Annotated in this window: 15 protein-coding genes; 6 read left to right on the top strand and 9 right to left on the bottom strand. The window is 43.2% G+C overall.

Going from position 1 to position 22438, the window contains the following annotated elements:
- Positions 1–52 precede the first annotated feature (52 nt).
- From ABD894_RS00435 to ABD894_RS00425, 3 genes are all read left to right on the top strand, one after another.
- Positions 53–916 carry a YitT family protein gene (locus ABD894_RS00435; protein WP_345208997.1) on the top strand — a complete coding sequence of 288 codons (864 nt, stop codon included), beginning with the start codon at positions 53–55 and terminating at the stop codon, positions 914–916.
- Complete coding sequence (locus ABD894_RS00430; protein WP_345208996.1) at positions 916–1488, top strand: Crp/Fnr family transcriptional regulator; 573 nt, start codon at positions 916–918, stop codon at positions 1486–1488. Before ABD894_RS00435 ends, ABD894_RS00430 begins: the two co-directional genes overlap by 1 nt.
- Positions 1489–1562: 74 nt before the next feature.
- The gene (locus ABD894_RS00425) at positions 1563–2000 is read left to right on the top strand and encodes a carboxymuconolactone decarboxylase family protein (RefSeq protein ID WP_345208995.1); all 438 of its coding nucleotides are present in this window, start codon (positions 1563–1565) and stop codon (positions 1998–2000) included.
- A 334-nt stretch (positions 2001–2334) separates the two neighbouring features.
- On the opposite strand, the gene ABD894_RS00420 is transcribed toward ABD894_RS00425, so the two are convergent.
- Positions 2335–3180 carry an aldo/keto reductase gene (locus ABD894_RS00420; protein ID WP_345208994.1) on the bottom strand — a complete coding sequence of 282 codons (846 nt, stop codon included), beginning with the start codon at positions 3178–3180 and terminating at the stop codon, positions 2335–2337.
- 170 nt (positions 3181–3350) lie between these two features.
- Positions 3351–6074 carry an Ig-like domain-containing protein gene (locus ABD894_RS00415; protein WP_345208993.1) on the bottom strand — a complete coding sequence of 908 codons (2724 nt, stop codon included), beginning with the start codon at positions 6072–6074 and terminating at the stop codon, positions 3351–3353.
- A 162-nt stretch (positions 6075–6236) separates the two neighbouring features.
- Between ABD894_RS00415 and ABD894_RS00410 the strand changes: the two genes are divergently transcribed.
- Both ABD894_RS00410 and ABD894_RS00405 read left to right on the top strand, forming a co-directional pair.
- Positions 6237–6752, top strand: coding sequence for a DUF6265 family protein (locus tag ABD894_RS00410; protein WP_345208992.1), 516 nt, complete (start codon positions 6237–6239; stop codon positions 6750–6752).
- 98 nt (positions 6753–6850) lie between these two features.
- The gene (locus ABD894_RS00405) at positions 6851–8152 is read left to right on the top strand and encodes a DEAD/DEAH box helicase (RefSeq protein ID WP_345208991.1); all 1302 of its coding nucleotides are present in this window, start codon (positions 6851–6853) and stop codon (positions 8150–8152) included.
- Here ABD894_RS00405 and ABD894_RS00400 read toward each other — a convergent pair.
- The 7 genes from ABD894_RS00400 to ABD894_RS00370 all read right to left on the bottom strand — a co-directional run bounded on the left by ABD894_RS00400 (position 8149) and on the right by ABD894_RS00370 (position 21141).
- Positions 8149–8367, bottom strand: coding sequence for a VF530 family protein (locus tag ABD894_RS00400; RefSeq protein WP_345208990.1), 219 nt, complete (start codon positions 8365–8367; stop codon positions 8149–8151). The genes ABD894_RS00405 and ABD894_RS00400 overlap by 4 nt on opposite strands.
- A gap of 93 nt (positions 8368–8460) precedes the next feature.
- Positions 8461–11811 carry a tetratricopeptide repeat protein gene (locus ABD894_RS00395; RefSeq protein WP_345208989.1) on the bottom strand — a complete coding sequence of 1117 codons (3351 nt, stop codon included), beginning with the start codon at positions 11809–11811 and terminating at the stop codon, positions 8461–8463.
- 63 nt (positions 11812–11874) lie between these two features.
- Entirely contained in the window at positions 11875–13221 is a 1347-nt protein-coding gene (locus tag ABD894_RS00390) for a sugar porter family MFS transporter (RefSeq protein WP_345208988.1), read from the bottom strand.
- 218 nt (positions 13222–13439) lie between these two features.
- Complete coding sequence (locus tag ABD894_RS00385) at positions 13440–14651, bottom strand: DUF4998 domain-containing protein (RefSeq protein WP_345208987.1); 1212 nt, start codon at positions 14649–14651, stop codon at positions 13440–13442.
- Between the two features lie 32 nt (positions 14652–14683).
- Positions 14684–15910: a DUF4959 domain-containing protein gene (locus ABD894_RS00380; RefSeq protein ID WP_345208986.1), complete on the bottom strand. Its 1227-nt coding sequence runs from the start codon at positions 15908–15910 to the stop codon at positions 14684–14686.
- Between the two features lie 56 nt (positions 15911–15966).
- Positions 15967–17874 (bottom strand): RagB/SusD family nutrient uptake outer membrane protein, encoded by a 1908-nt coding sequence (locus tag ABD894_RS00375; protein ID WP_345208985.1) that lies wholly within the window; start codon positions 17872–17874, stop codon positions 15967–15969.
- A gap of 18 nt (positions 17875–17892) precedes the next feature.
- Entirely contained in the window at positions 17893–21141 is a 3249-nt protein-coding gene (locus ABD894_RS00370; RefSeq protein ID WP_345208984.1) for a SusC/RagA family TonB-linked outer membrane protein, read from the bottom strand.
- Positions 21142–21535: 394 nt separating this feature from the next.
- Between ABD894_RS00370 and ABD894_RS00365 the strand changes: the two genes are divergently transcribed.
- Positions 21536–22438 carry an AraC family transcriptional regulator gene (locus ABD894_RS00365; protein ID WP_345208983.1) on the top strand — a complete coding sequence of 301 codons (903 nt, stop codon included), beginning with the start codon at positions 21536–21538 and terminating at the stop codon, positions 22436–22438.

Genomic DNA, 22438 nt, shown 5'->3' with positions numbered 1-22438 from the left:
TTGGCGGCCTAAAAATTCGCCATTTTAGCCGAGATAGGTTATATTTGGGAATATGGCACACAATACTTCAATATTACGGGATTCGGTACTAATTATTATTGGGATTTTATGCGCGGTTGTAGGTTTAAAAGGCTTCCTGTTATCAAGTCACTTTATTGATGGCGGGGTAACCGGTATCTCTATGCTGTTGTCTGATATTTTCGCTATCCCTATATCTGTACTTATCTTCGTAATCAACCTGCCATTTTTGTTACTGGGCTATAATAAGTTAGGACGATCTTTCGCCATCAGGAGTACATTGGGTATAGCCGGACTTTCGTTATGCCTGGCTTTTATGCACGTGCCCGATATTACTTCGGATAAATTGCTTACCGCAGTATTCGGTGGTTTGTTTATTGGCGTGGGTATTGGTTTAGCCATCCGTGGCGGCGCGGTGCTTGATGGTACCGAGATAGCCGCTTTGCTGGTAAGCAAAAGTATGAAGTTGCTTAAAGTGAGCGACGTGATCTTGATCTTAAACGTGGTGATCTTCGGGGCAGCAGCTTTCTTTCTTGGGGTTGAATCCGCCTTGTACTCCATCCTCACCTACCTCGCAGCTTCTAAAATGATCGATTTTATATTAAACGGTATTGAGCAATATACAGGTATAACGGTGGTATCTATCAAAAGCGAAGAGATCCGCAAGATCATTACCGAAAACCTGGGGCGTGGTGTTACCATTTACCAGGGTAAAAGTGGTTACGGTAAAGACGGGCAGATTAATGATCCGCGCGATATTATATTTACCGTTGCCACCCGTTTAGAGATTCCTTCCATCAAACAAATAGTGCTTGAAATTGACCCGCGCGCGTTTATTGTACAACAAAGTATTGACGATACAACCGGAGGGCTTTTAAAACGTAAAGGCTTGCATTAATGTATCCGCAACTGTTAGATCATATTGGCCGGTATGTAAAACTATCGACAGATGAACAGGAACTGCTCTGCCGTAAACTTGAATTTAAATCCTTTAAAAAGAAAGAATACCTGCTTGAAGCCGGTAAATTATGCCAGGGCAATTACTTTGTGCTTAAAGGTTGTATCAGGCAATATTTTGTAAATACCAAGCTAAATGAGCAGGTAATACAATTCGGGATAGAGAACTGGTGGATAGCAGATCAGGATAGTTTGCTGAACAAGCAACCATCAACCACATTTATACAAACCGTTGAAGCGTCAGAAGTTTTGCTGCTGAGTGAAAAACACCGCGAAGAACTTTTCAGAGAAATTCCATTACTTGAAAGTTATTTCAGGATCATGATGCAAAAATCATTCGTGGCAGCACAACGCCGCATTGGCTATATGTTTAACATGACGGATGAGGAACGTTACAGGCACTTCTCAAAACTGTTTCCTGCTTTTTTACAGCGTGTGCCCCAATACATGCTGGCCTCCTATTTAGGCTTTACTCCGCAGTTCATGAGCAGGCTCAGAGCTAAGAAAGTTTAGCATTTTCTTAAACTCGATTCATTTTTTGGAGGCACCTAAATGCCCAACTTTGTTTTATCAAAAACAATAAGACAATGAGTAACCGAGTAAAAATTCCGCAAGCAGATCCTGAAGCATACAAAGCACTGATAGCTTTAGAAACCTACATTAACAGCACTGCGTTAACCAAAACACACAAAGAACTGATCAAGATTCGTGCATCACAAATAAACGGGTGTTCATACTGTATTGATATGCACACCAAAGATGCCCGTAAAGCCGGCGAAACCGAACAAAGGATCTACGCGTTGAACGCCTGGAGAGAAACACCGTTTTTCGACGAGCAGGAACGAGCAATACTGGCCCTTACCGAAGAGGTAACTTTAATTACCAATAAGGTATCAGACGCTACTTATAATGCTGCCGCCGCTTTGTTTGATAAAGCTTATTTAGGCCAGGTAATTATGGCCATTGTAACCATCAACGCATGGAACCGCATAGGCATAGCCACAGGTCTTGAACCACAATTGTAATTCGTTTCTTCTTCATCAACAAAAAAGCAGGCTTTTATGAGGCCTGCTTTTTGTATTGATAACACTGTTAGTGTTTCTTGTTTTCGTGTTTGCGAGTATTATCCTTGTTCGATGTTTGGTCGGACCGTTGCCCGCCGCCGTTACTTATTCCTTTTTGTTTAACGGCTTCTTTCTGATCAAAAAATGCCCTGTCGGCTGTGGAGCTTCCTTGCAGATTGCCCGCGTTTTGTTGATTTTTCTTAACGTTAGTTCTATAGGTAAAAAATAAAAACAGGGATGAAGTACTTAACCTTCATCCCTGTTTTTAATACAATAACTGTACCGTTAGGAAAAATTATTTATCCAGTTGATCGTATTCTTCCTGCGTTAACTCAATTTCACCTGCCTTTGTGTTTTCATACAGGTGCCCTATTGATTTGGTGCCCGGTATAAGCAAAATATTAGGTGAACGTTTTAATAGCCATGCCAAAGCAATTTGTGCTGTAGTTGCATTATGCTTATGCGCAATAGCCTCAATTTTATCGGCCAATTTTTGCGGACCTGAAGCCAGCGGGAACCACGGAATAAATGTTATACCATTTTCATTGGTATAATCTATCAGGTCTTCCCATTTACGCTCACCCAAGTTATACAGGTTTTGTACTGAAACAACCGGTATGGTTTTCTGTACACGTTCAACCTCGGCAATGCTTACCTCTGATAAACCAAAATGTTTGATCTTACCGGCCTTAACGGCTTCAAGTACGGGTGCAAGGGTGTCTTCAACAGGTACTTTAGGGTCAATGCGGTGTAGTTGCCAAAGGTCTATTGAGTCAACCTTTAAACGCTCTAAACTGCCTTCAATGTTTTTGCTGATAAATTCGGGATTACCATTTGGCACCCATTGATTTGGGCCGGGACGTTCAAAACCACCTTTGGTAGCAATTAGTAAGTCTGCTCTGTAAGCGTGTAAAGCATCAGCTATTAAGCTTTCGTTAAAATGTGGGCCGTAAGCATCGGCAGTATCTATAAAGTTCACGCCCAATGTTATAGCTTCCTGTAGTACTTTTTTGGCATTCTCGCGGTCGGCCACTTCGCCGAATACGCCATTACCGGTTAATTGCATAGCGCCGTATCCAACACGATTGATCTCGCGCTCGCCGGCAATTTTAAAAGTTAATGATTGATTAATTGTTGTCATGTTTTTGTTGTGTTTCCTGGTAAATACTCCCTGTTAACGGAGTGTTATTTTAACAACACTTATTATACCAAAAAGCATAAAGAAGCCCAACCGGATTAAGGTTGGGCTAAACAATGACATGCTATTTACAATGATTACGAAATACAAACAAGGCAGTATCCGCAAGTCATTTATTCTACTTTAAAGCGGTATACTTTTCTGCCAATATTACCGCCGTTGCTAAGGCCTTCAACAATTACCCGGTAGGTGCCTTTGCTATCGGCATTAAAAAAATCGAAAGCGGCAACACCTGTTTTATTAATGGTAACATCCGGTTTCCAGAAGATGGTACTGCGGGCATCAAAACCGGTATTTTGCAGCGTTTTGGCTACCAAATATTGCGGCGAATAAAAAGTGCGCTGAATGCCAAATCCTTGCGGCATAAAGGTGATCTCGTTTGTTTTTGGCAGCATTTCCTGCAATTGCGCCAGGCTTATCTTTTGTCCTTTAGGTTTCTCTTTTGTGTTGATCACGATGGCACCATTACTTTGGTAAGCGCGGTTAACCGTACCCAGGTCATCCTTCACAAATACCTCTATCGATTCTACGTCTTTAGGGTCGATACCGCGCAAATCATTAACATCAATAGGCATCCCTCTCAGGAATACCTGCGCAGGCACACGTTGCCCTTGATTATATGAGCGGCTCACGTAAAACTTATCCTGGTCAAACGTCATACCTACTACCATACCTCTAAGGCAATCGTACAGGTTTTGACAGGCACTCAATTGGTCGCCCCTGATCATGTGATCAGCCTCGCTTAAACCAGATAAGCCCGGGTAATCGCGGTGACTTATCACCTTTACAATTTTCTTTTGAGTAATGGTTACCTCTTTAAGCGTGTGCGAATTACTGTATTGTACTTTACTGTTCTTTAAATATGGGGTTATGGTGCTATCAATATTCGTCATCTCATCAGCAGCATAAATGTTGATCGGGATACGGATACCGAACTGCCCGTCAACAGACAGCACCATATTTGCCGACTGATAATTGTTACGCGCGCTCAGGATAACCTTGGTTGAATCAGAAAAGTTAAGATTAGCAAACCTGAAACGTCCTTCGGCATCTGTGATAGCATTGGCCGAATAACTTTTGTCGGGAATAAGCAGGCGTACATTACCCTTATTAACCGGTATGCCTGTACCGCTACGCAAAATACCCGTTATATCAAGTCCCTGCTCGGGATAAAAGTTGATGGTGGGTTTATTATCGCGCAGCAAACCACGGTATTCAAACCGGCGATAGCCCTGGGTCATCATCAATACATCAAGGTCTTTTGTTTTTTTATCGTCGGTAGCGTTAAAGTAATAATTGGGTTTTTCAATATACCCGGCAATATCTGATGTTAGCAGCAGATAAGTTTGTATGGTGATCTCTTTATCTTCGGTGTATGGCACTTTGCTTTCATCAACTACCGTTAACGAAAACTCGCCGTCTACAGGTTTGCCACCCTCGTTGGCGGCAACGGTAAGGTGTACTTTTTGGCGTTTTGTATACGTAGGTTTATCCGTTTTTAAGGATAGTTTAAGGCTATCCGGATGATTGATATATACCAAACGTTCGCTCAAAGGCCTGCCTGTTGACGACATTAGCGTTAACTGCAATACTCCCGCCGGGAACTTGGTTTTAGCCACACGGGCATTATACACCGGGTTTTCTAAACGGGTTTGCGCGCCGTAGTTAATGATACCGCGGGTTTGGCCTACTACGTAAAATATCTTATTCTTATTACGCTCCAAATAAGCCGGAGACGATTGGATCTTGAATAAAAGCAAATTAGGGTCATTATTATCAACAACCAAACTGATACCCGAACGCAAGGCAGTCGGTAGGTCGACCTCGGCGGCGTTGCCGTCGCTAAAAGTCACATTGGCTTTGTAGGTTTTATCTTCTTCGGCATTAAGCTCAAAAAAGCCCATACCTGCATGTGTGGTATTAAAATTGGCCACTACCTTACCGGTATTGTCAACAATGGTTCCCTTGGCATCAATACCCAAGCCATCGGCACGTAAAGCCTTAAACGCTACGCGAATGTTAAGCCCGCTAATGAGATCGCCACCCTCCGGAAAGAACTGAATAACCGGTGATTTGGCTACCGTTTTCAACGGGAACACATGGCGGACCTCTTTCCTATCGGCCATTTCAATAGTGGTGGCAATGTGCGTGGTATCTAAAGGAATGTTTTTGGTATTGGTAAAATTGATCTGCAACATTCCATTGGCATCGGTAGTACCCTTCCCTTTCGCCAGCACATCAGGATCGGAATCAACCATCCAGTTCACCTTGCGGTTGCTTAACGGGTTGCCCTGGTCATCCTTAAAATATATACCCGCGTCTATTTTGGCTACTTTATTTACAACCGTACTTTTCAGGTTAATATTGGTGGATACCTGGTTATCAATAGCGTTACCTACCGCTACAATTTTATTAAAGAAGTAACCGGCATCGCTGTTGTTCATGTAGTTGGTATGCGCTACAAAGCGGTAGTTGCCTTTTTTATAAAAATCGGTACTTAGTACTACATTCCCACTGGCCACACCGTTCTTGAGCGGCAGGTTAACCGCTTGCATCAGCTTATCATCCTGGTTGAGCACTTCAATATGTACTATTTTACTAAGGCCCGAAAACTGGTTTTCGTCGATAGTTACATAGGCTTTAAACCATACGGTATCACTAACGGCATAATAAGGTTTATCAAAATGCAGGTATACCTTTTCAACCGGGTAATCATTATAATACTTACCTGTTTTGGCAATAATATTGGTTAAACTAACGGTATCCTGTGCAAGTAAAGTGCAAAATGGTAATGCCGAAAAAATCAGGGCAAACAGTAGTGGTCTTAAAGCTCTCATCAAATGAAGTAACGTAAACGTGTGCTAATATAGCTTTAGCAAAACAAATATATTAAGGTGTAACCTGCTTTAACGTATTTTAACAATTAAATGAATGTGGTTAAACCCATGCATGTATAAAACTAAAGCATTATATTAGTATTACCATCCTAATTGCTATTTATGAACATAACTGTTACAAAAGGAAGCATTCATTATATAAAAATTTCCAGCCTGCTTATGTTCGTGATATTTGTTGGTTATAAACCGGCAATGGCCCAAACTAAAAAGCAAAATCAGCTTAGCCCGGCAGAATGGCTCATTGGCAAATGGCAAAATAAAACTACCCGCGGGACTGTATCTGAAACATGGTTAAAGGTAAACGACTCCACATTTACAGGCAAGAGTTATTTTTTACGCGGGGCGGATACCCTATCAACAGAAACTATCCGCTTGGAGCAACGGAACGCTAAACTGTATTACGTGCCAACGGTGAATAATCAAAACGGCGGATTACCGGTTAAATTTGCAGCAACGGCGATTACACCAACACAAATGATTTTTGAGAACCCGGAACATGATTTTCCGCAGAAAATAACCTATACCCAAATAACCCGCGACAGCCTTGTCGCCGAAATTTCGGGCACAAGTAAAGGCCAGCCACGGTCGGTTAAATTCCCGATGGCCAGGGTGAAATAGCATCGTAATAATATACATTGCACATAACCTTAGCAAACAGCTATAATATGCGCGGTTAAAATGGTATTTTTGCCTTTTATAAATAAAATACAATTTTGATGGTGTGGTTTGATAAGTTAAAGCTGAAAAAACAGCTGGTAAGATCTGTAAATGAAGCTGGCTATACAAGCCCTAAAGAGATACAGCTAAGAACGCTCTCGCGGATAAACGGCGGGCAGGATGTTGTTGCCATAGCTCCGGAAGGTGCAGGCAAAACAACCGCTTACGTTTTGGGCACCCTCAACCGTTTCAATCACGCGCCCGAAGGTGTACCATCAGTATTGATACTGGTGCCTGATAAAGATCAGGTATTGGCTGTGTTAGAAATGTTTAACCGCTTTAACAAAAACCAATCAATAAAAATAGTTGGCCTGTACGTTACACCAGGCATAGAAGGGCAAATGGATGAGCTTGCAGATGGTGCCGATATTGTTGTTGCCACTCCCGACCGTGCACGGGCTATTTACCTGAAACTTGGCCTTAATCTCAATAAAATAGAACTCTTTATTATTGACGAGGGCGACCAGATGATTAAAAAAGGCATGCAATTACCTTTAGCCGAACTGGCTAATAGCGTAACCAAATGTCAGCGTTTACTATTTACAGATGTACTGCACAGCAGGCTGGAGAGGGTGATAGAACCGTTTATGATCAGTCCGGCTATTGTGGAGGTTGATGAGCTGGAAGAACAGGGCATACAAACCTTTTCGCAGCTGCTATATCATGTGCCGAACTTCGGTACCAAGCTTAACCTGCTCAATTTGTTTATTACAGACGACGAGGTGTTCACCAAGGTAGTGGTATTCGTTAACAGCCGCTCAACTGCCGAAACCATTTATAACAATCTGCATCGTAAAATAAAAGAAGCAGTGGCGTTTTTAAACGCGCCGTTTATTGATTTGAAAGGATATAAAGATATTGAAGCTTTTAAAGCCGATGAAAGCGCCCGTATATTACTGGTAAGCAACGACAATGCCGGTGATTTAGACCTGGATGATATCCCCTTCCTGATACACTTTGATGTACCTGCGGAGAAAGAAACTTACATTAGCCGTGTTACCAATCATTTCCCGGATGTGGAGAATGAAACCCTCGCCCTTACTTTCACTACCGATTTGGAATTGAGCGATGTTAAAAAGATAGAGCAATCTATCGGTCAAAAAATAACCGTTGCTGATTTACCCGAAGAACTGGTAATTGAAAAGGAAATAAAAACCAAAAAGAAGGAAGAAAAAGAACCGGCTAAAACCGATGCACCTGTTACAGGCGCTGCCTTCCACGAGAAAAAAGCGGCTAACTCAAAAACATATAATTACAGTTCGGGCACTAAAGCCAAAATGAACAACAAGCGTAAGCACTAAGCGGCGCAGTGTTCAACGTAGAGATCTTCCACTTTTTTGCGTGCCCAGTCGGTTTTACGCAGAAATTTCAGGCTCGATTGTATGCTCGGATTATCGTTAAAGCAATTAATGCGGATGCGGTCACCCAGCTCCTTCCAGCCAAAATGAGCTACGAGCGCATTGAGAATACTCTCTAACGTTTTACCATGAAGCGGGTTATTTACCTGATTTTGCATGTGCAAAAATAGCAATGTTTTAAAAACAAAGGGCAGGCTGATCATTTAAGATCGCCCTGCCCTTTTTGGTTAGGTGTAAAGTTTGGTTAAATATTATGCGGTTTGCTGCACAATTTCGGCCGGTTTCATAGCCATATCCAAATGCGTTTTAGCGCCCATGTGTTCGGCATCAATGGAAAGCACTTGTAAAAATGCGTCTTTAGCTTCAGCGATATTGCCTAAGCCCAGCTTACCCAAGGCTTTTATAAAATAGCAGTGAGCTTGGTTGCGCACGTTAAGATCATCCTCAAAGATCAGCAGGTTGGGTAATGATACCGCGAAGTAATCAAGCTTAACATCATCGTTAAGGTGTTGGTCGCAATAGTTTACCAGCTTATTGAATATTTGCGTTGCTTTAGCATCATCGCCCAATTTTTTCCATGCGAGGCCCTGGTAAAAGATCTTATCAGGTTGCTGATCGTTATAGAACATCGCTGCCGATGGTTCATCTAAACCGACTGTAGCCTTATGGAAATAGATATCAGCCTTGGCGGTATCCTTTAAGCCTTCGTAAGCGCAACCTAACCAATAGAAAATATCGTTCTCCTGCGTGCCGAACAGTTTGCCCTCACCTAAATTATGTGGGTAAAACTGCGCTTTATCCAGCAAGTCAATAGCCTCATTATACTGCCCGGAACCGATGAATTGTTTAGCCATCTGCACCAAACTATAAACATATTGGCCCGATGCTTTACCTTCACCACCCTCCCACGGGTGAAATTGGCGTTTACTGATCAATTCAAAAGCTTTTTCGTATTCGCCCATAAAATTAATTACAGCTACACGTTCCAGGTACATATCGTCACGCTCCTTTACCGTGGCAACATTTTCTTCAATAAATACGCTGCGTTGTGCCGGGGTACGGTTTAGGCGTTTGTACAATTGATCTAATTCCATCAATATGCGCGCGTCGGTTTTATCTAAAGCAAAGGCCTTCTCGAAGTACTCCAGCGCTTTATCGGCTTTGTTTAGCTTGTTAAAATACGCTATACCCAGGTTACGCAAAACCGTAGGGAAAGTATCATCCAGTTTTGCCGAAATTTCCCAGTTGGCAATGGCATCGTCGTATTGTCGTTTATCATAAAACAGGTTGCCTAAATAATAAGCGGCCTTGGCATCGGTAGGGTTTAGTTCAAGTGCCAATTGCAGCACTTTTACTTCCTCCAAACGGTTAGGGAAACACAGATACGGGTTTGCCGATGCGGCTTTTTTGAACCAGTTAAGCGCTACATCCTGTTTGCCCAAATGGTAATTGAAATACCCTAAGTAATAGAAAACTAATGGATTGGTATCCGCAGGTTTAATAGCATAGCTTAACAAATTGACAGCCTCGGTATATAAGCCGGCGGCGGCATAATCTATAGCGTATTCAATATAGTTTTGCTCAAAGCCTCTTGATAGTTTAATGAGCGTACTAAGCGCTTCATCACTTTCGGTAAACTTATCTAAAGCTTTGTACGCTAATGATTTTTCGTATAGGGCACCCAGATTAAAACCATCTCTCTCAAGCGATTGACTTGATATACCGATAGCCGCTTCATAATTATTCAGTTTACGGTATGCAGCTGATTTTAATACATAGGCTTTACTATTGTTGGCATTATTATCAATTGCCGATGAAATATGCCCCAAAGCCAGTTCGTAATCGCCGCGCGAAAGATCGATCTGTGCTACAGCAAAGTAACCGCTATCCTTCCAACCATTGCCCCAGGTGGCTTTGTAAAATGATTTATAGGCTTCATCAGGCTGATCTGAAAATTTCAGGCATAAACCAAGGTTGTAATAAGGTTCGGTATCATAAGGGTTTGGGTTGCGTTGTGTAATGGTTTCTATCGCTTTGCGGAAATAACTTTCACTTTTAGCGAACTGCCCCCTGCGCAAATACCACAAACCCAAGGCGTTATTGTTACGAATATCTTTCGGATCGCGCTCCAATGCCTTTTGATAATACGGCACCGGGCTATAAGTAGCGTGGCGATATTGTTCAAGATGCTGACCGGTCAGGAACAACTGTTCATTGTTCTCCACCTCATCAGGATGAACGGCCGGTTTTGCCGCTTTTGGGATATCGTTTTTACGGTTAGCTGCAGGCTCATACCTGATCAATTCTTTACCCGACGCTGCCGAAATAACCAGCAATAGTTTGTCTTCGTCAATAGCAGCATCAACAGCCATCTCTTTTACATAAACCTCACGTGGATCGATGCTTACGTTGTCGGTAAACAAAGTTTTACCATTATGGCTAAGATTAATATTCAGGTCGGCCTGTGGTGATGTTACATAAACTTTCAGTACAGCCTTATCTCCTGATTTGTTGATAGTCAGTAGAATATCCTTGGTAGCGTTTTTAACTACGCCAAGTTCTTTGTAAGGTAAAAAGTATTGCGTGAAAGATTTTTCCTCGTTCGGCATCAGCCAGGTAAAATCGGGCTGGTTATCGGTGAACATACCGGTCATCAGCTCAATATACGGACCATCTTCATCAGTTAAGTTCCTGTCCCATGCCTGCCCAAAATCGCTGTGGCCCCATGTCCACTGTTTTTTACCGGGCGATACGTGGTGATTGGCCACGTGCAATAACCCGCCCTGGCTATCGTGTTCATATCCGCCTACAAAATCATAATCGGAATTGATGGCCATGTACGATGTGGGTACCGGGATGTTCTTATACATGGAGATATCTGTACCAGGCGAGTAATCAACCTTATAATACGTACCGATAGCAATCGGGAAGGTAGATACATCACGCTTACCGTGGTCAAAAACCGCGTTTACATCCGGCGGGAATACAGATTGGTAATCATCATTCACCTTTACGGCAGGGTTTGCCCACCATAAAAAGGTTTGCGGCAAGCTTGAACGGTTTAATAGCTTGGCCTTTATTTCAATATAAGCCCTATCGGGATAAAGGGTGAAGCCTGCCATCCCTTTGGTATGGAACATCTGCTCAATTTCGTTCACCCAAACGGTTTTACTGCCGTCGGCATTTTCTTCTATTTTAAAGTCGATAGGGTCAAATGTACTTGGGCGATGGTGTTGCGGCCAGTTAAACTCGATACCACCCGAAATCCACGGACCGGTTAAGCCTACCAATGCCGGTTTGATCACCTGGTTATAATATATAAAATGACGCTCCTTTATCTTATCGTAAGCCATTTGTATACGGCCGCCCAGTTCGGGCAGTATCATTATCTTCAAATATTCATTTTCGAGGAACAGGCCGTTGTATTCTTTATCCTGCTTTTCGTCGTATATTTTTTCAATCACCGGGTTAGGGTACACTACGCCGCTGCTACCCTGGTAAACCCGTTTTTCAAAAAACATTGGGTTTTTATCGGGTTTGCCAATGCCATAGGTAGGTATAGTTACCTTTTCTTCCCAAACATTTACGTAAGATGTTTTCATGTACAATTATTGTTTTCTTATTAGCTGATAAAACAGTTGGTGCAGCACACGTGCCTGTTCTTGTTAATGTCTTATTAAATTATCTTCCAGGCCTTCAAGCGTTTGGCCTTTGGTTTCCTTCACTTTATACTTCACAAAAAGGAAGCCTAAAAAGCAGATGACGGCGTAGAGATAAAAAGGCCCGTAAGTACCAATCTTTTCGGCCAGTATAGGGAAGGTGAACACCAGTATAAAAAAGGCACCCCATAATGATACCACAGCCAAGGTTGATGCCGTACCACGTACTTTGTTAGGGAAGATCTCCGAAATAAGCACCCAGGTAACTGGCGCCAGCGAAAAAGAATAAACGCTGATAGCCAGCAACACAAAGGTTGATATCAATATTACCGGCGCATGCATTTGCAACAATATGGCCAGTACTATAAACGAGATAGATAAGCCCAACGCGCCAATCAGCATCAACGGGCGGCGGCCTAATTTATCAACCTGCCACATGGCCAATAAGGTAAATATCAGGTTCACCCCTCCTATGGAAATGGTTTCGAGCAGTTGCTCGTTCAGGCTCGATCCGGCAGATTTAAATATGGTGGAAGCGTAATTGAACAACACATTACTTCCGCAAAACTGCTGGAACACTGCCAGCGTAACGCCTACCAATACCGCCGGTCTTACGGCTTTATCAAATACCGCCCAAATGGATTGTTTATTAGCACCGGCAAGTGAACGTTCTATAGCGGTTAAGGTATCGTCAACAAATTTTGGTGAGCCAATTTTATTCAGCACGATCTTCGCTTTTGCATCCTTACCGGCCTTTACCAACCAGCGAGGGCTTTCGGGCAGCCACATTACCCCTATTAAAAACACAAGCGATGGTACGGTACCCAAACCAAACATCCAGCGCCATGCATCAGGGCCAAGATCTGCCAGGAAGTAATTAATAAGGTTGGTGAACAGTATCCCCAAAACTACGGTAAGCTGGTTAATGGCCACGTTACGACCACGCACTGCCGCGGGCGATACTTCGGCAATGTACATGGGGCAAAGCATGGATGCCATGCCCACGCCGATACCTGCCGCAAAGCGCATTACCAAAAAGTAGTTAAGGCCCTGCGATAAAGCGATACCAACTGATGATACCGCGAAAATAGCCGCGGCCAATATCAGTCCGGGTTTGCGGCCATACTTTTCGGCCACGCCGCCTGCCAGCAGACAGCCAACTATACAACCCAACGCCAGCGATCCCGTTAAAAAGCCCTCCATCACCGAAGTAAGCGCGAACTCGGTGCGCAGGAAAGGCAACGCGCCTGCTATAACGGCAAAGTCGAACCCAAAAAGGTATCCGCCAAGGGCCGATATGAATGAAATGCCTATGATATAGGTGTTATTAAATGTTTCTTTAGTATCGTTCATTTCAAAAATTAATGGTTTTAATCGGTTTTTAAAGGTGGAATTTTACCGTTGCCCGGGCAATGGATATAATACTATAAAACATGGATTATTTTATCAAATTTCCTAATAAGAATAATCCATTAAAAAAGCACAAAAATATAGGTATTAAACGCCCCGGCGCTATACATGATAATGTACAGCGCCGGGGTGTCGTATTATAATTTGTTGTATACTATCATTTATTTAAACAACGAAAGTTCCATCATGTGATAATAATTGGTATTGCCCCATGTTTCGAGTATCTTAAACCTGATATATCTAACTTCGGGCACGTTATCCGGAAATAAGAATGATTCGCCGGCGGCGGCATAATCCCTGTCGGCATCGGTGTTTTGCCCCACCGGTAAGTCCGATGGTTTTACAGAAGTAAAAGAACCAAGCATTGTCCAGTTATTGTAATCGCCATTTGGATCGGGGTTGTTACTGCCCCATATCTCAAAGCGTTTTACATTGCCGTAATTGAACAAGCCCGACATGCGCTGCCATATTTGAATTTTGGTTAAGCTGGTGGTTTGCCCCATATCAAATGTATACCAGAATGGCACAGGCGCATTACCGGTATGGAAGCCTTGTCCCTGGCTTTCGTCTGTTTTACCGTTCCATAAGTAATAAACCTCCCAACCATAGGCCGAACCTATATCATTAGGCAGGTTAAAGGTTTTAAACAGCGATTTATCTAATGGCGTATATATCTTGATCTCCGGAAAATCTTCATAAGTAGCTACATTAAAGGTATCAATTGAAGCCTGCAACGGTACATATGCCGATCTGTATTGTACAGCTGTACCTTTTTTATAATTAGGTATCACTATTGAACTTTGGTTAACGTTCAGCCGCCTCTCTTCGGGAAGGTTTAAGGTGTTGGTATACTTAATGGTAGTGTATACGTTACCGGTATCGGGCTTATTAAAATTTAAGCTGATCGTTCCGTCGTTATTTACCGTGTACGGCCCGGCTACTTTATAACCACGGTTTAACAAGGTGGCTGTAAAGGCGCTGCCGTATACCCTTACGTTATTAAGCTCCTGCCCTACAGATACACGGCCTTCGGCATCATAAGCCTTAAGCTTGAAGCTGTAAACATACTCCTTTAAGCCGGGAACTATTACGGTGATCGAATCGGCCGGATCTGTAGTGGTAGCGTCAACATTCAACGAATCGGCACCATTGTTCCAGATCACTACATATCTTTTAATACTTGGATCCGGACTCGGGCGCCATATCAGTTGAACGCGCAGATTACCTGTATTGTAATGCAGGTTGGTTGCCAAACCCGGATAAGTTACTTCCCTGTTATCGAGATACTTTTTATAGTCATCATCGTACTTTTTGCAACCAAACATTACAAAGCATATCAAAAAGAAAACAGCAACGTTATATGTGATTTTCATTTCTTTAATTTTTTAATATATCAATACAATGCCTACAACGGACTGCCGTAAAGCGAAATCTCTTTGGCGTTAATATAATCTAAACCACCCCATGTTTGCGTGCATTCAAAGCGGATGAATTTGGTTGGCGGCGCTGCGCTGGGCATTTTAAAATTGACACCTGCCGCGGCAAAAGCGATATCGGCCGCGTTAGCCTGGTTGGCCGGTAAGCCCGATGGCGGGTTAGGGTAAACAAAGTTGCCCATGTTAAACCAATCGCCTGCAACGGTACCTGGTGCCGAGTTTATAGGCAGCGTTGAATCCTGCGGATTATCTTTATCTGTACCCCAAATAGTGATCTTCCGTGGGTTTTGAAAGCCGTACATATCCGGCAGCCTGTTCCACAATACAAAACGGCTAATTTTAGCATTTACTCCCAAACTGAATGTACATTGCTTGGTAGGTGAACTCACGGTATGCCATCCCGGGTCGCCAAGGTTGCCATCAAAGAAGAAGCGCGTGTCCCAGCCGAAGCCAATGGTAGCATCGCTGGCTAAATGATATACCGAAAACTTGCTTTTATCAAGCAGGGTTTCAAATAATGGGGTTAAGGTTACATAGCGTATTTCAGACGCGTTGCCGAACCTATCGGTAGTATACACGCCGAATTTGTGCTCAGTAGCATCAAAACCACGTACCGAAACATCCACCGTATCGCCGCTGATGTACTCAGGCTCCTGCTCTTCGTAAGCGTTGGTGGCACTGTTAAAGGTAATCATGTGGACAGATATAGGCGCTTTATTGATGTTGAAACCAAAAAAGTTTGCACCGCCAAAATCAGGCTTTATATCAAGACCCTCGTTGATCAGTATATAGTTAGGCGTTTTTGGCTCAACCTTTACCGTAACCGGATCAGACATTACATTGGCCCTGCTCACCGCGTAAAGCGTAACCTCATATTCCTGTGCCCGTGCAAAGCCATCAACCAATATGGTATCTTTATAATAACTCGTTTTTGATTCGCGAACCCGGTTATCGTTAATATTATAGCGGGCCAAAATATATAGCAAGTTTTTTGAGTTGGGAAGCTTATATGTTATTTTGGCCGAACCATTCAGGTTTTCCACCTTTACATCGGTAACAATACCCGGCTTAGTAGTATCGTCAGACACCACCTCAACAGGCGATTCGCTTTTTTTACAGGACGCCCAAAGCATTATTATAAGCACCGGAGCTAACATCAGTAATGTTAATCTTCTGCGGCTATTCATCCTTTTCATATCGTTTATATTAATATTATTCATTAAATATTTAACCTTGATACTTTCTTAAACTCCTACCAGTAAGGGTTTTGAGTGAGGTTTTCGTTTACAACTACATCTGTACTGCTAAACGGCCACAGATAATCCCTCAAGCCGAATACCGGTATCACCACTGTTTGCGGGCGATAGTAGTTAACCGCGTTAGCTTCGTAAATGCTCCAGCCTTGCATCGGGCGGCTCAATACATCTTGCAGCTCCTTCCAGCGGCGAAGATCCCAGCCGCTTTGGCCTTCAAAACACAGTTCAATTCTTCTTTCCTGGTGAATGATCTGGCGCAAACCCTCTTTGGTTGACGGCTTCGACGGATTTTTAGAATACGCCTGCCACGCGGCCACCAATCCCTGTAAACCGGCGCGTGTTCTTACTTTGTCAATGTAATCATACGCTTCGGCCGATGGACCATCGGCTTCGTTAAGTGCTTCGGCATACAAAAGATATAAGCCTCCCAAACGTATCAATGGCAGTTTAAAATCAACCGCGGTAAAATTTTCGTCCATGGTTGACAGATAGTTGGCTATCTTTTTAGGCCAGTAACCGGTTACGTTGGTTGAGTTAAGGCTTTTGGGCCCGCCTATGGCAAACTGGCTGCGCGATTGTACATAGTAGGCTTTATCCTCGTCAACTATGCCATTGCCAAACCATATCCCGCCGTCAAAACCTAAATCGGCATAATACCTTTTCTCGCGATGGAAGTTTGTTTTAGCTGTTTCATAACCTTGTTTTATGTAATGCTTATGCGCGTCGTCGCCAATTTGCGGTGTAAAACGGTTAGCATAATCCCAGGTTTTATCTTCAGTGATCGGCACCCCTTTATCAGTATAAAATAAATCGGTTGTTGAAATAGGCACTGCCCAGTTTGACGGATAGGTATTAGCCATACTTACCGATTTACTGGTAAGCTTAGGTATGGTATATCCCTGGTAACCAAAACCATAGTTCAAGGCCCATATCAGTTCGGGATTATCCTCCCACCGTTGGGTAACTATAGCTTGCAGACTCAGGATGCTCTTTAACTCATCAGATACATTGCCAATACCATTTGATGGTACAAGTGTTGATAGTTTAAGGCTTTGCGCTTCGCACTCGGTAATAGCCTCTTTACAGGCATCGGCAGCTATGCGCCATTTTTGCGCATCATAAGTCGCCGGGAAAAGGCTCCGTCCATCTTTATCTTTAAAATTGGTATAGTCGGGGTTGCCATTAAATAACGGACTTGCCTGGGTGATCAGCATCTCCGCTTTTACCGACATAGCCATAAATTTGGTGATACGGCCAAACTCTGTGGTACGATTCTCGATTCGTGCCGGCAGGTCAGGAATAGCCTCGTTAATCAATGATAACACATAAGCGAACGATTCATCGAGCGTAGCCCTTTTACGTTTGGTGGCTTCAATGTCAACATCTACCGGGTTGTTCTCTTTTATTAATATCACCGGGCCATACATCCTGATGAGGTAATAGTGATAATATGCTTTCAGGAATTTCACTTCGGCTAACCAGCGTTTTTTCTCGGGTTCACCAAGGTCGATAGGCTTGTCGATATTTTCGAGCATAATATTGCACCGGCGAATAGCCTTATACATGGATAAGCCGTTGTTAGTGCCGCCCCAATAATTCAGTATCGGGTTACCGCTGCTTTGCACGCCCCTTATCAGGTTAAAGCCCGATTCATCAAAGAAATGCGCCTGCAATATGGGGTATACAATTTCAGATGAAGTGGTAAAACCGGCGTTGCGTGTAACTTCGGCCAGTTGCTGCATGGTTGAGTAGCAGCCAAACAGGTAGTTTTCGGCTTCGTTACGGTTTCTGAAGGCATAATCAAGTGTGCCCACGTTATCAGGCACTATGTCCAGATATTTTTTACATGATACGCTCATGGAACAAAGCAGTGTCAGGCAAATTAGTTTATGATATAATTTCATGTCGTCTGTTTTGATCGGTTATAAATTCACGTTTAAGCCCACATTGAATACTTTTTGTATAGGATAAGCGAAGCCGTTACCAGCCTGCTCCGGATCCCACAATTTGAAAGGGCTCCAGGTATACAGGTTAAGCCCGTTGAAGTAGATACGGCAATTGGTCAGCTTCATTCTTTTCGATACGTTTACAGGCAGCGTGTAGCCAATTTCTAACGATTTAAGCCTGATAAAACTGGCATCGCGCAGCCACCACGAACTTGGTTGCAGGTTATTGGCAATCACAGTACTGTTTACACCCAAACGTGGATATTGTGCGTATAGATCCTGGTTTTCTTCGCTCCAGTGACTATCGGCAAATGCTTGTAATACCTGTGTGTTACCGTAGATATAAGGATCGGGACTTGGGATGAACGGGCTTACCCTTGTTGGGTCAACAAAGAACGATACCCTTGACTGCCCCTGGAAGAAAGCCGAAAGGTCAAAGCCTTTATAACCGGTTGAAAAACCAAAACCGTATACAATTTCAGGCGTTTGAGGATAGCCCAAAAACACCAGGTCGAGGTTATCGATCTTACCATCCTGGTTTACATCGCGGTATTTGATATCGCCTCCCTGGGGTAGCTTGCCGTTACCTCCAAATATTTGAGTTGGCGAGTTTTTAGCTTCCTCGTCGTCAACAAATAAACGTTCGGCTATGTAACCGTATCCCCTGCTGATAGGCTGCCCGATGAAATGGCGCCATGATTCGGCATAGTTAGGCTCTTCTATGTAGGTGTATTTATTGGTTGAATAAGTAAAGTTACCACGGAACGATGCCCATAAGCCATTGCTAAAGTTTTGCTTGTAATCGGCAGAGAGATCAAGTCCCTTTGAATCAACCACACCTAAGTTGGTACTAACTGATGACTCCAAACCTTCGCTGGTTGGTATGTTACGCTCGCGCAGGATATCGTAACGGTGGTTCTTATAAATTTCGGCGATGATGTTCAGGTTTTTTATCAGCGTAACTTCCATGGCAAGGTTGGTTTGCCTTGAAGTTTCCCAGGTAATATTAGGATTGGCGTAACTGTTGATGTATACCCCTTTACGCTCGTACTGGTTATTGAAACCAAATTGCGAATAGTTAGGCCCTGTAGCCAGGTTAACATCCGACAGGTAGAAGAACCTTTGGTTACCAATAGCATCGTTACCTACCAAACCGTGGCTGGCACGTATCTTTAAACGATTGATAAAGAAATCGGTTTTCCAGAAATCTTCGTTTGATACCACATATGATAAGCCGATGGTTGGGAAGAAACCGTAACGGTGCTCTTTAGAGAACCTTTCAGATCCGTTATAGCCAAAGTTGAACTCGGCGTAATACTTGTTTTTGTATGAGTATGTAGCTCGACCAGCCAAACCCAAATTGCGGAAAGGCAACGAATAAGGCAAGGTAGTATAGCCCAACCTTGGATCTTTAGCGCTGGAATAAACTGTTGACTGCATGGTACCGATCACCGTTGAGCTAATGGTGTGATCTTTAGCGATGGTTTTATTGTAGTCTATAGCAGTTTGCAGGTACACGAATGTATTGGCTTCCGGCTCACTGCGCGAATAATTAAGGTATTCGGTAGCTACGTTATTACCAGTTGGCTGCGGGTTAAGCCATTGTAAAGTATACTGATTGGCAACTTTATCATAACTGCCCACATTGTAGTAGAATGGATTGTAAGCCAGTTGCGATGTAAAGTATGAATACCTGTTGGTGTTAAATATCCCCCTGAACTTTAAGCCATCGGTTATAAATTCGAGGTTTTGGTTCAGCTCCAGCTGTGCCGACATACGCGACTCCGAAGAGTTTTTATGCCCTCTTAACAAGGCCGCGTAAGGGTTATTGTATTGGATATTATTGCTGCTGGTGCCATCGGGCCCGCCGCTGTTACCGAATAATATATGCTGCGCGTTACGGTTAGCCTCATCAGCCGGGAAATAAGCCGGGAACAATACCGGGCTGGTGTGAATAGCCACATTGTACAAATCGGAAGCAAAAGAGCCATCCGTAGTAACAGGGCCATTGTACTCACTAAAAGTACCCGATAGTCTTACAATTACCTCGGTAGTTTTGGTAAGATTTACGTTGATGTTTGAACGTAACTGGTAGTTTTTAAACTTTACGTTATTGTTGTTATTGTTGCGTACATCGGTATTTAAAACACCGTTATCAATATTGTACGCGCCGGTTATGTAGTATCGGGCCAGTGCGCCGCCACCGCTTACGCTCAGGTTGTTACGCTGAGTAGTGGCTGTTTTTTTAAATAAAAGATCGAGCCAGTCAACCGCTGGGTATACGTATTCGTTACTGCCGGGAGCACCGTCGATGGTTGCCTGTGTATTCCTGATCTTGGTTGGAGAGAAAGGTAACGGCAGTTTTGGATCGCGTGTCAAGGTGGCCTCGTTGTAGAGGTTCATATATTCGATCGGGTCAACCAGGTCAAGTGTTCGTGCCGATTGTGAGGAGGAAAATTCCGAACGGAAATTGATCTTCGCCTTACCTTCTTTACCCTCTTTTGTACTCACCAAAATAACACCGTTTGCACCACGGGCACCGTAAAGGGCTGTCGCGCTGGCATCTTTCAGTATCACAAAGCTGGCAATGTCGTCAACGTTGAGGCGGGCAAGATCGTTGGTTGACAGCTCCACGTTATCTATCAATATCAGCGGATCGCGTTTGTAACCAAACGTAGTAACACCACGAATGAAGAAGGACGCGTTATCCTGCCCCGGCTGGCCGCTGCGCTGGTAAGCGATAATACCCGCCGCCTGGCCTGCAAGCGCGTTGGTAAGGTTGCTGGCCGGTATTTTCAAATCGGCTGGTTTAATGCTGGTTACCGAACCCACCACCGCTTCCTTGCGTTCCTTACGGCCAAAAGCGGTGATCACCACCTCATCGGCCAGTATGTTGTCCTCTTTAAGCGTGACTTTTAAGATCTTGTTATCGGCGGTAACGGTAATCCGTTGAGCTTTATAACCCACGTAAGAGATCCTGATGACCGATCCGCTGGGTACATCGAGGATGAATTTACCGTTATTGTCGGACATGGTACCCAGCTTGGTATTGCCCTCTACAGATACACTTACACCCGGTAAGGTGGCCTTGGTGGTATCGGTTACAGTACCTATTACGGTAATATTGGTTTGTGAAAAAGCGTTGCTGCTGATGATCAAGAACAGTAAGATCACCGGGATTTTTAAGCGCAGCAGGCCTTTGTTAAGATCGTAAATTAACTTCATAATTTGATTAGTAATTAAGTTTATTAAACACAATGTAAGGCGGGGCATATCCAATGCGGATTAGCCTTCATCATTCAATAAATGCTCAGTCTGATCGGTTAACGGAGTTAAAAAACGGTGTTGCCGGGTATGGCATGTGATGCAAAGCATTACAGCTTTGTGATTTCGTAAAAAATCTTTTCATACTTTAAATTAATAATGGTTCTATAAATGGAGCTGTAAACATAGAATGAAATAGTCCATGTTGAAATGGAGAAATTTCAAAAAAATATGGATAATATTACCCTATTAAAAAGTGGTAAATTATTGCTATATATGCGTTTGTATATGCTTTACGATAATTAAACCCGGCAAGCTATATGTCATATATAACCCTAAAAAACAATTTAGCAGAATGATGGACAATTCGACGGTGGTGCAAAAAACAAGGAAGAAAGAGGGCTTTGTAGGGCAACGAATGATTGTACTGCCACCCAATATTAAACGCAGAATTATTCATAATCCACTGATCCGGAATTTTTATCTTACCGCTATAGGGCATTATCCAAAGGCTACACATCATGATAGGGAAAGGAAAACCGGCAGCTCGCAATATATACTTATTTACTGTGTTGAAGGCGGCGGTTATATATACATCAATGGCATTCAGCACGAATTACAACCCAATACCTATTTCATCATCCCGAAAAACGTACCGCACCGTTATAACAGCAACGAAAACAACCCATGGAGTATTTACTGGGTACACTTTACCGGCGATACCGCCGAAAAAATATATGAGCGTTTCCTGATCGATAATCAGCCCGTGGTACACGCCATACCTTATGATGAAAACCGCATCACGCTATTTGAACAGATCTACTCCATATTAGAGCATAGCTTTAACGAAAAGGAAATGGAGATCATGAACTTTAACCTGCTGCACTTTATCACCTCGCTCATTTATTATAAAGAAGCCAACCCGGCTGTATACAATACCGATTCTATCAGTAACTCCATCTCCTTCATGAAGAAGAATATTCACGAAAAATTCGGAATTGAGGAACTGGCTAAGCAGCAAAGCCTTTCGGTATCGCATTACTCCCGCTCGTTCAAGCAAAAAACAGGCTCGTCTCCTATCAATTATTTTAACCAACTCAAGGTGCAGAAATCCTGCCAGTACCTTTATTTTACAGATCGCAGCATTAAAGAGATCTGTTCGGAACTTGGCTTTGACGACCAATTTTACTTTTCCCGATTGTTCCGCAGTGTTATTGGTATGTCGCCGGCTAAATATAAAAAGCAGCATAAAAAGTAG

It is taken from the genome of Mucilaginibacter gynuensis (genome assembly GCF_039541195.1).
Classification (GTDB): Bacteria; Bacteroidota; Bacteroidia; order Sphingobacteriales; family Sphingobacteriaceae; genus Mucilaginibacter; species Mucilaginibacter gynuensis.
Note: the sequence above shows the minus strand (reverse complement) of the source record. Positions and strands in the feature narration are given on the sequence as shown.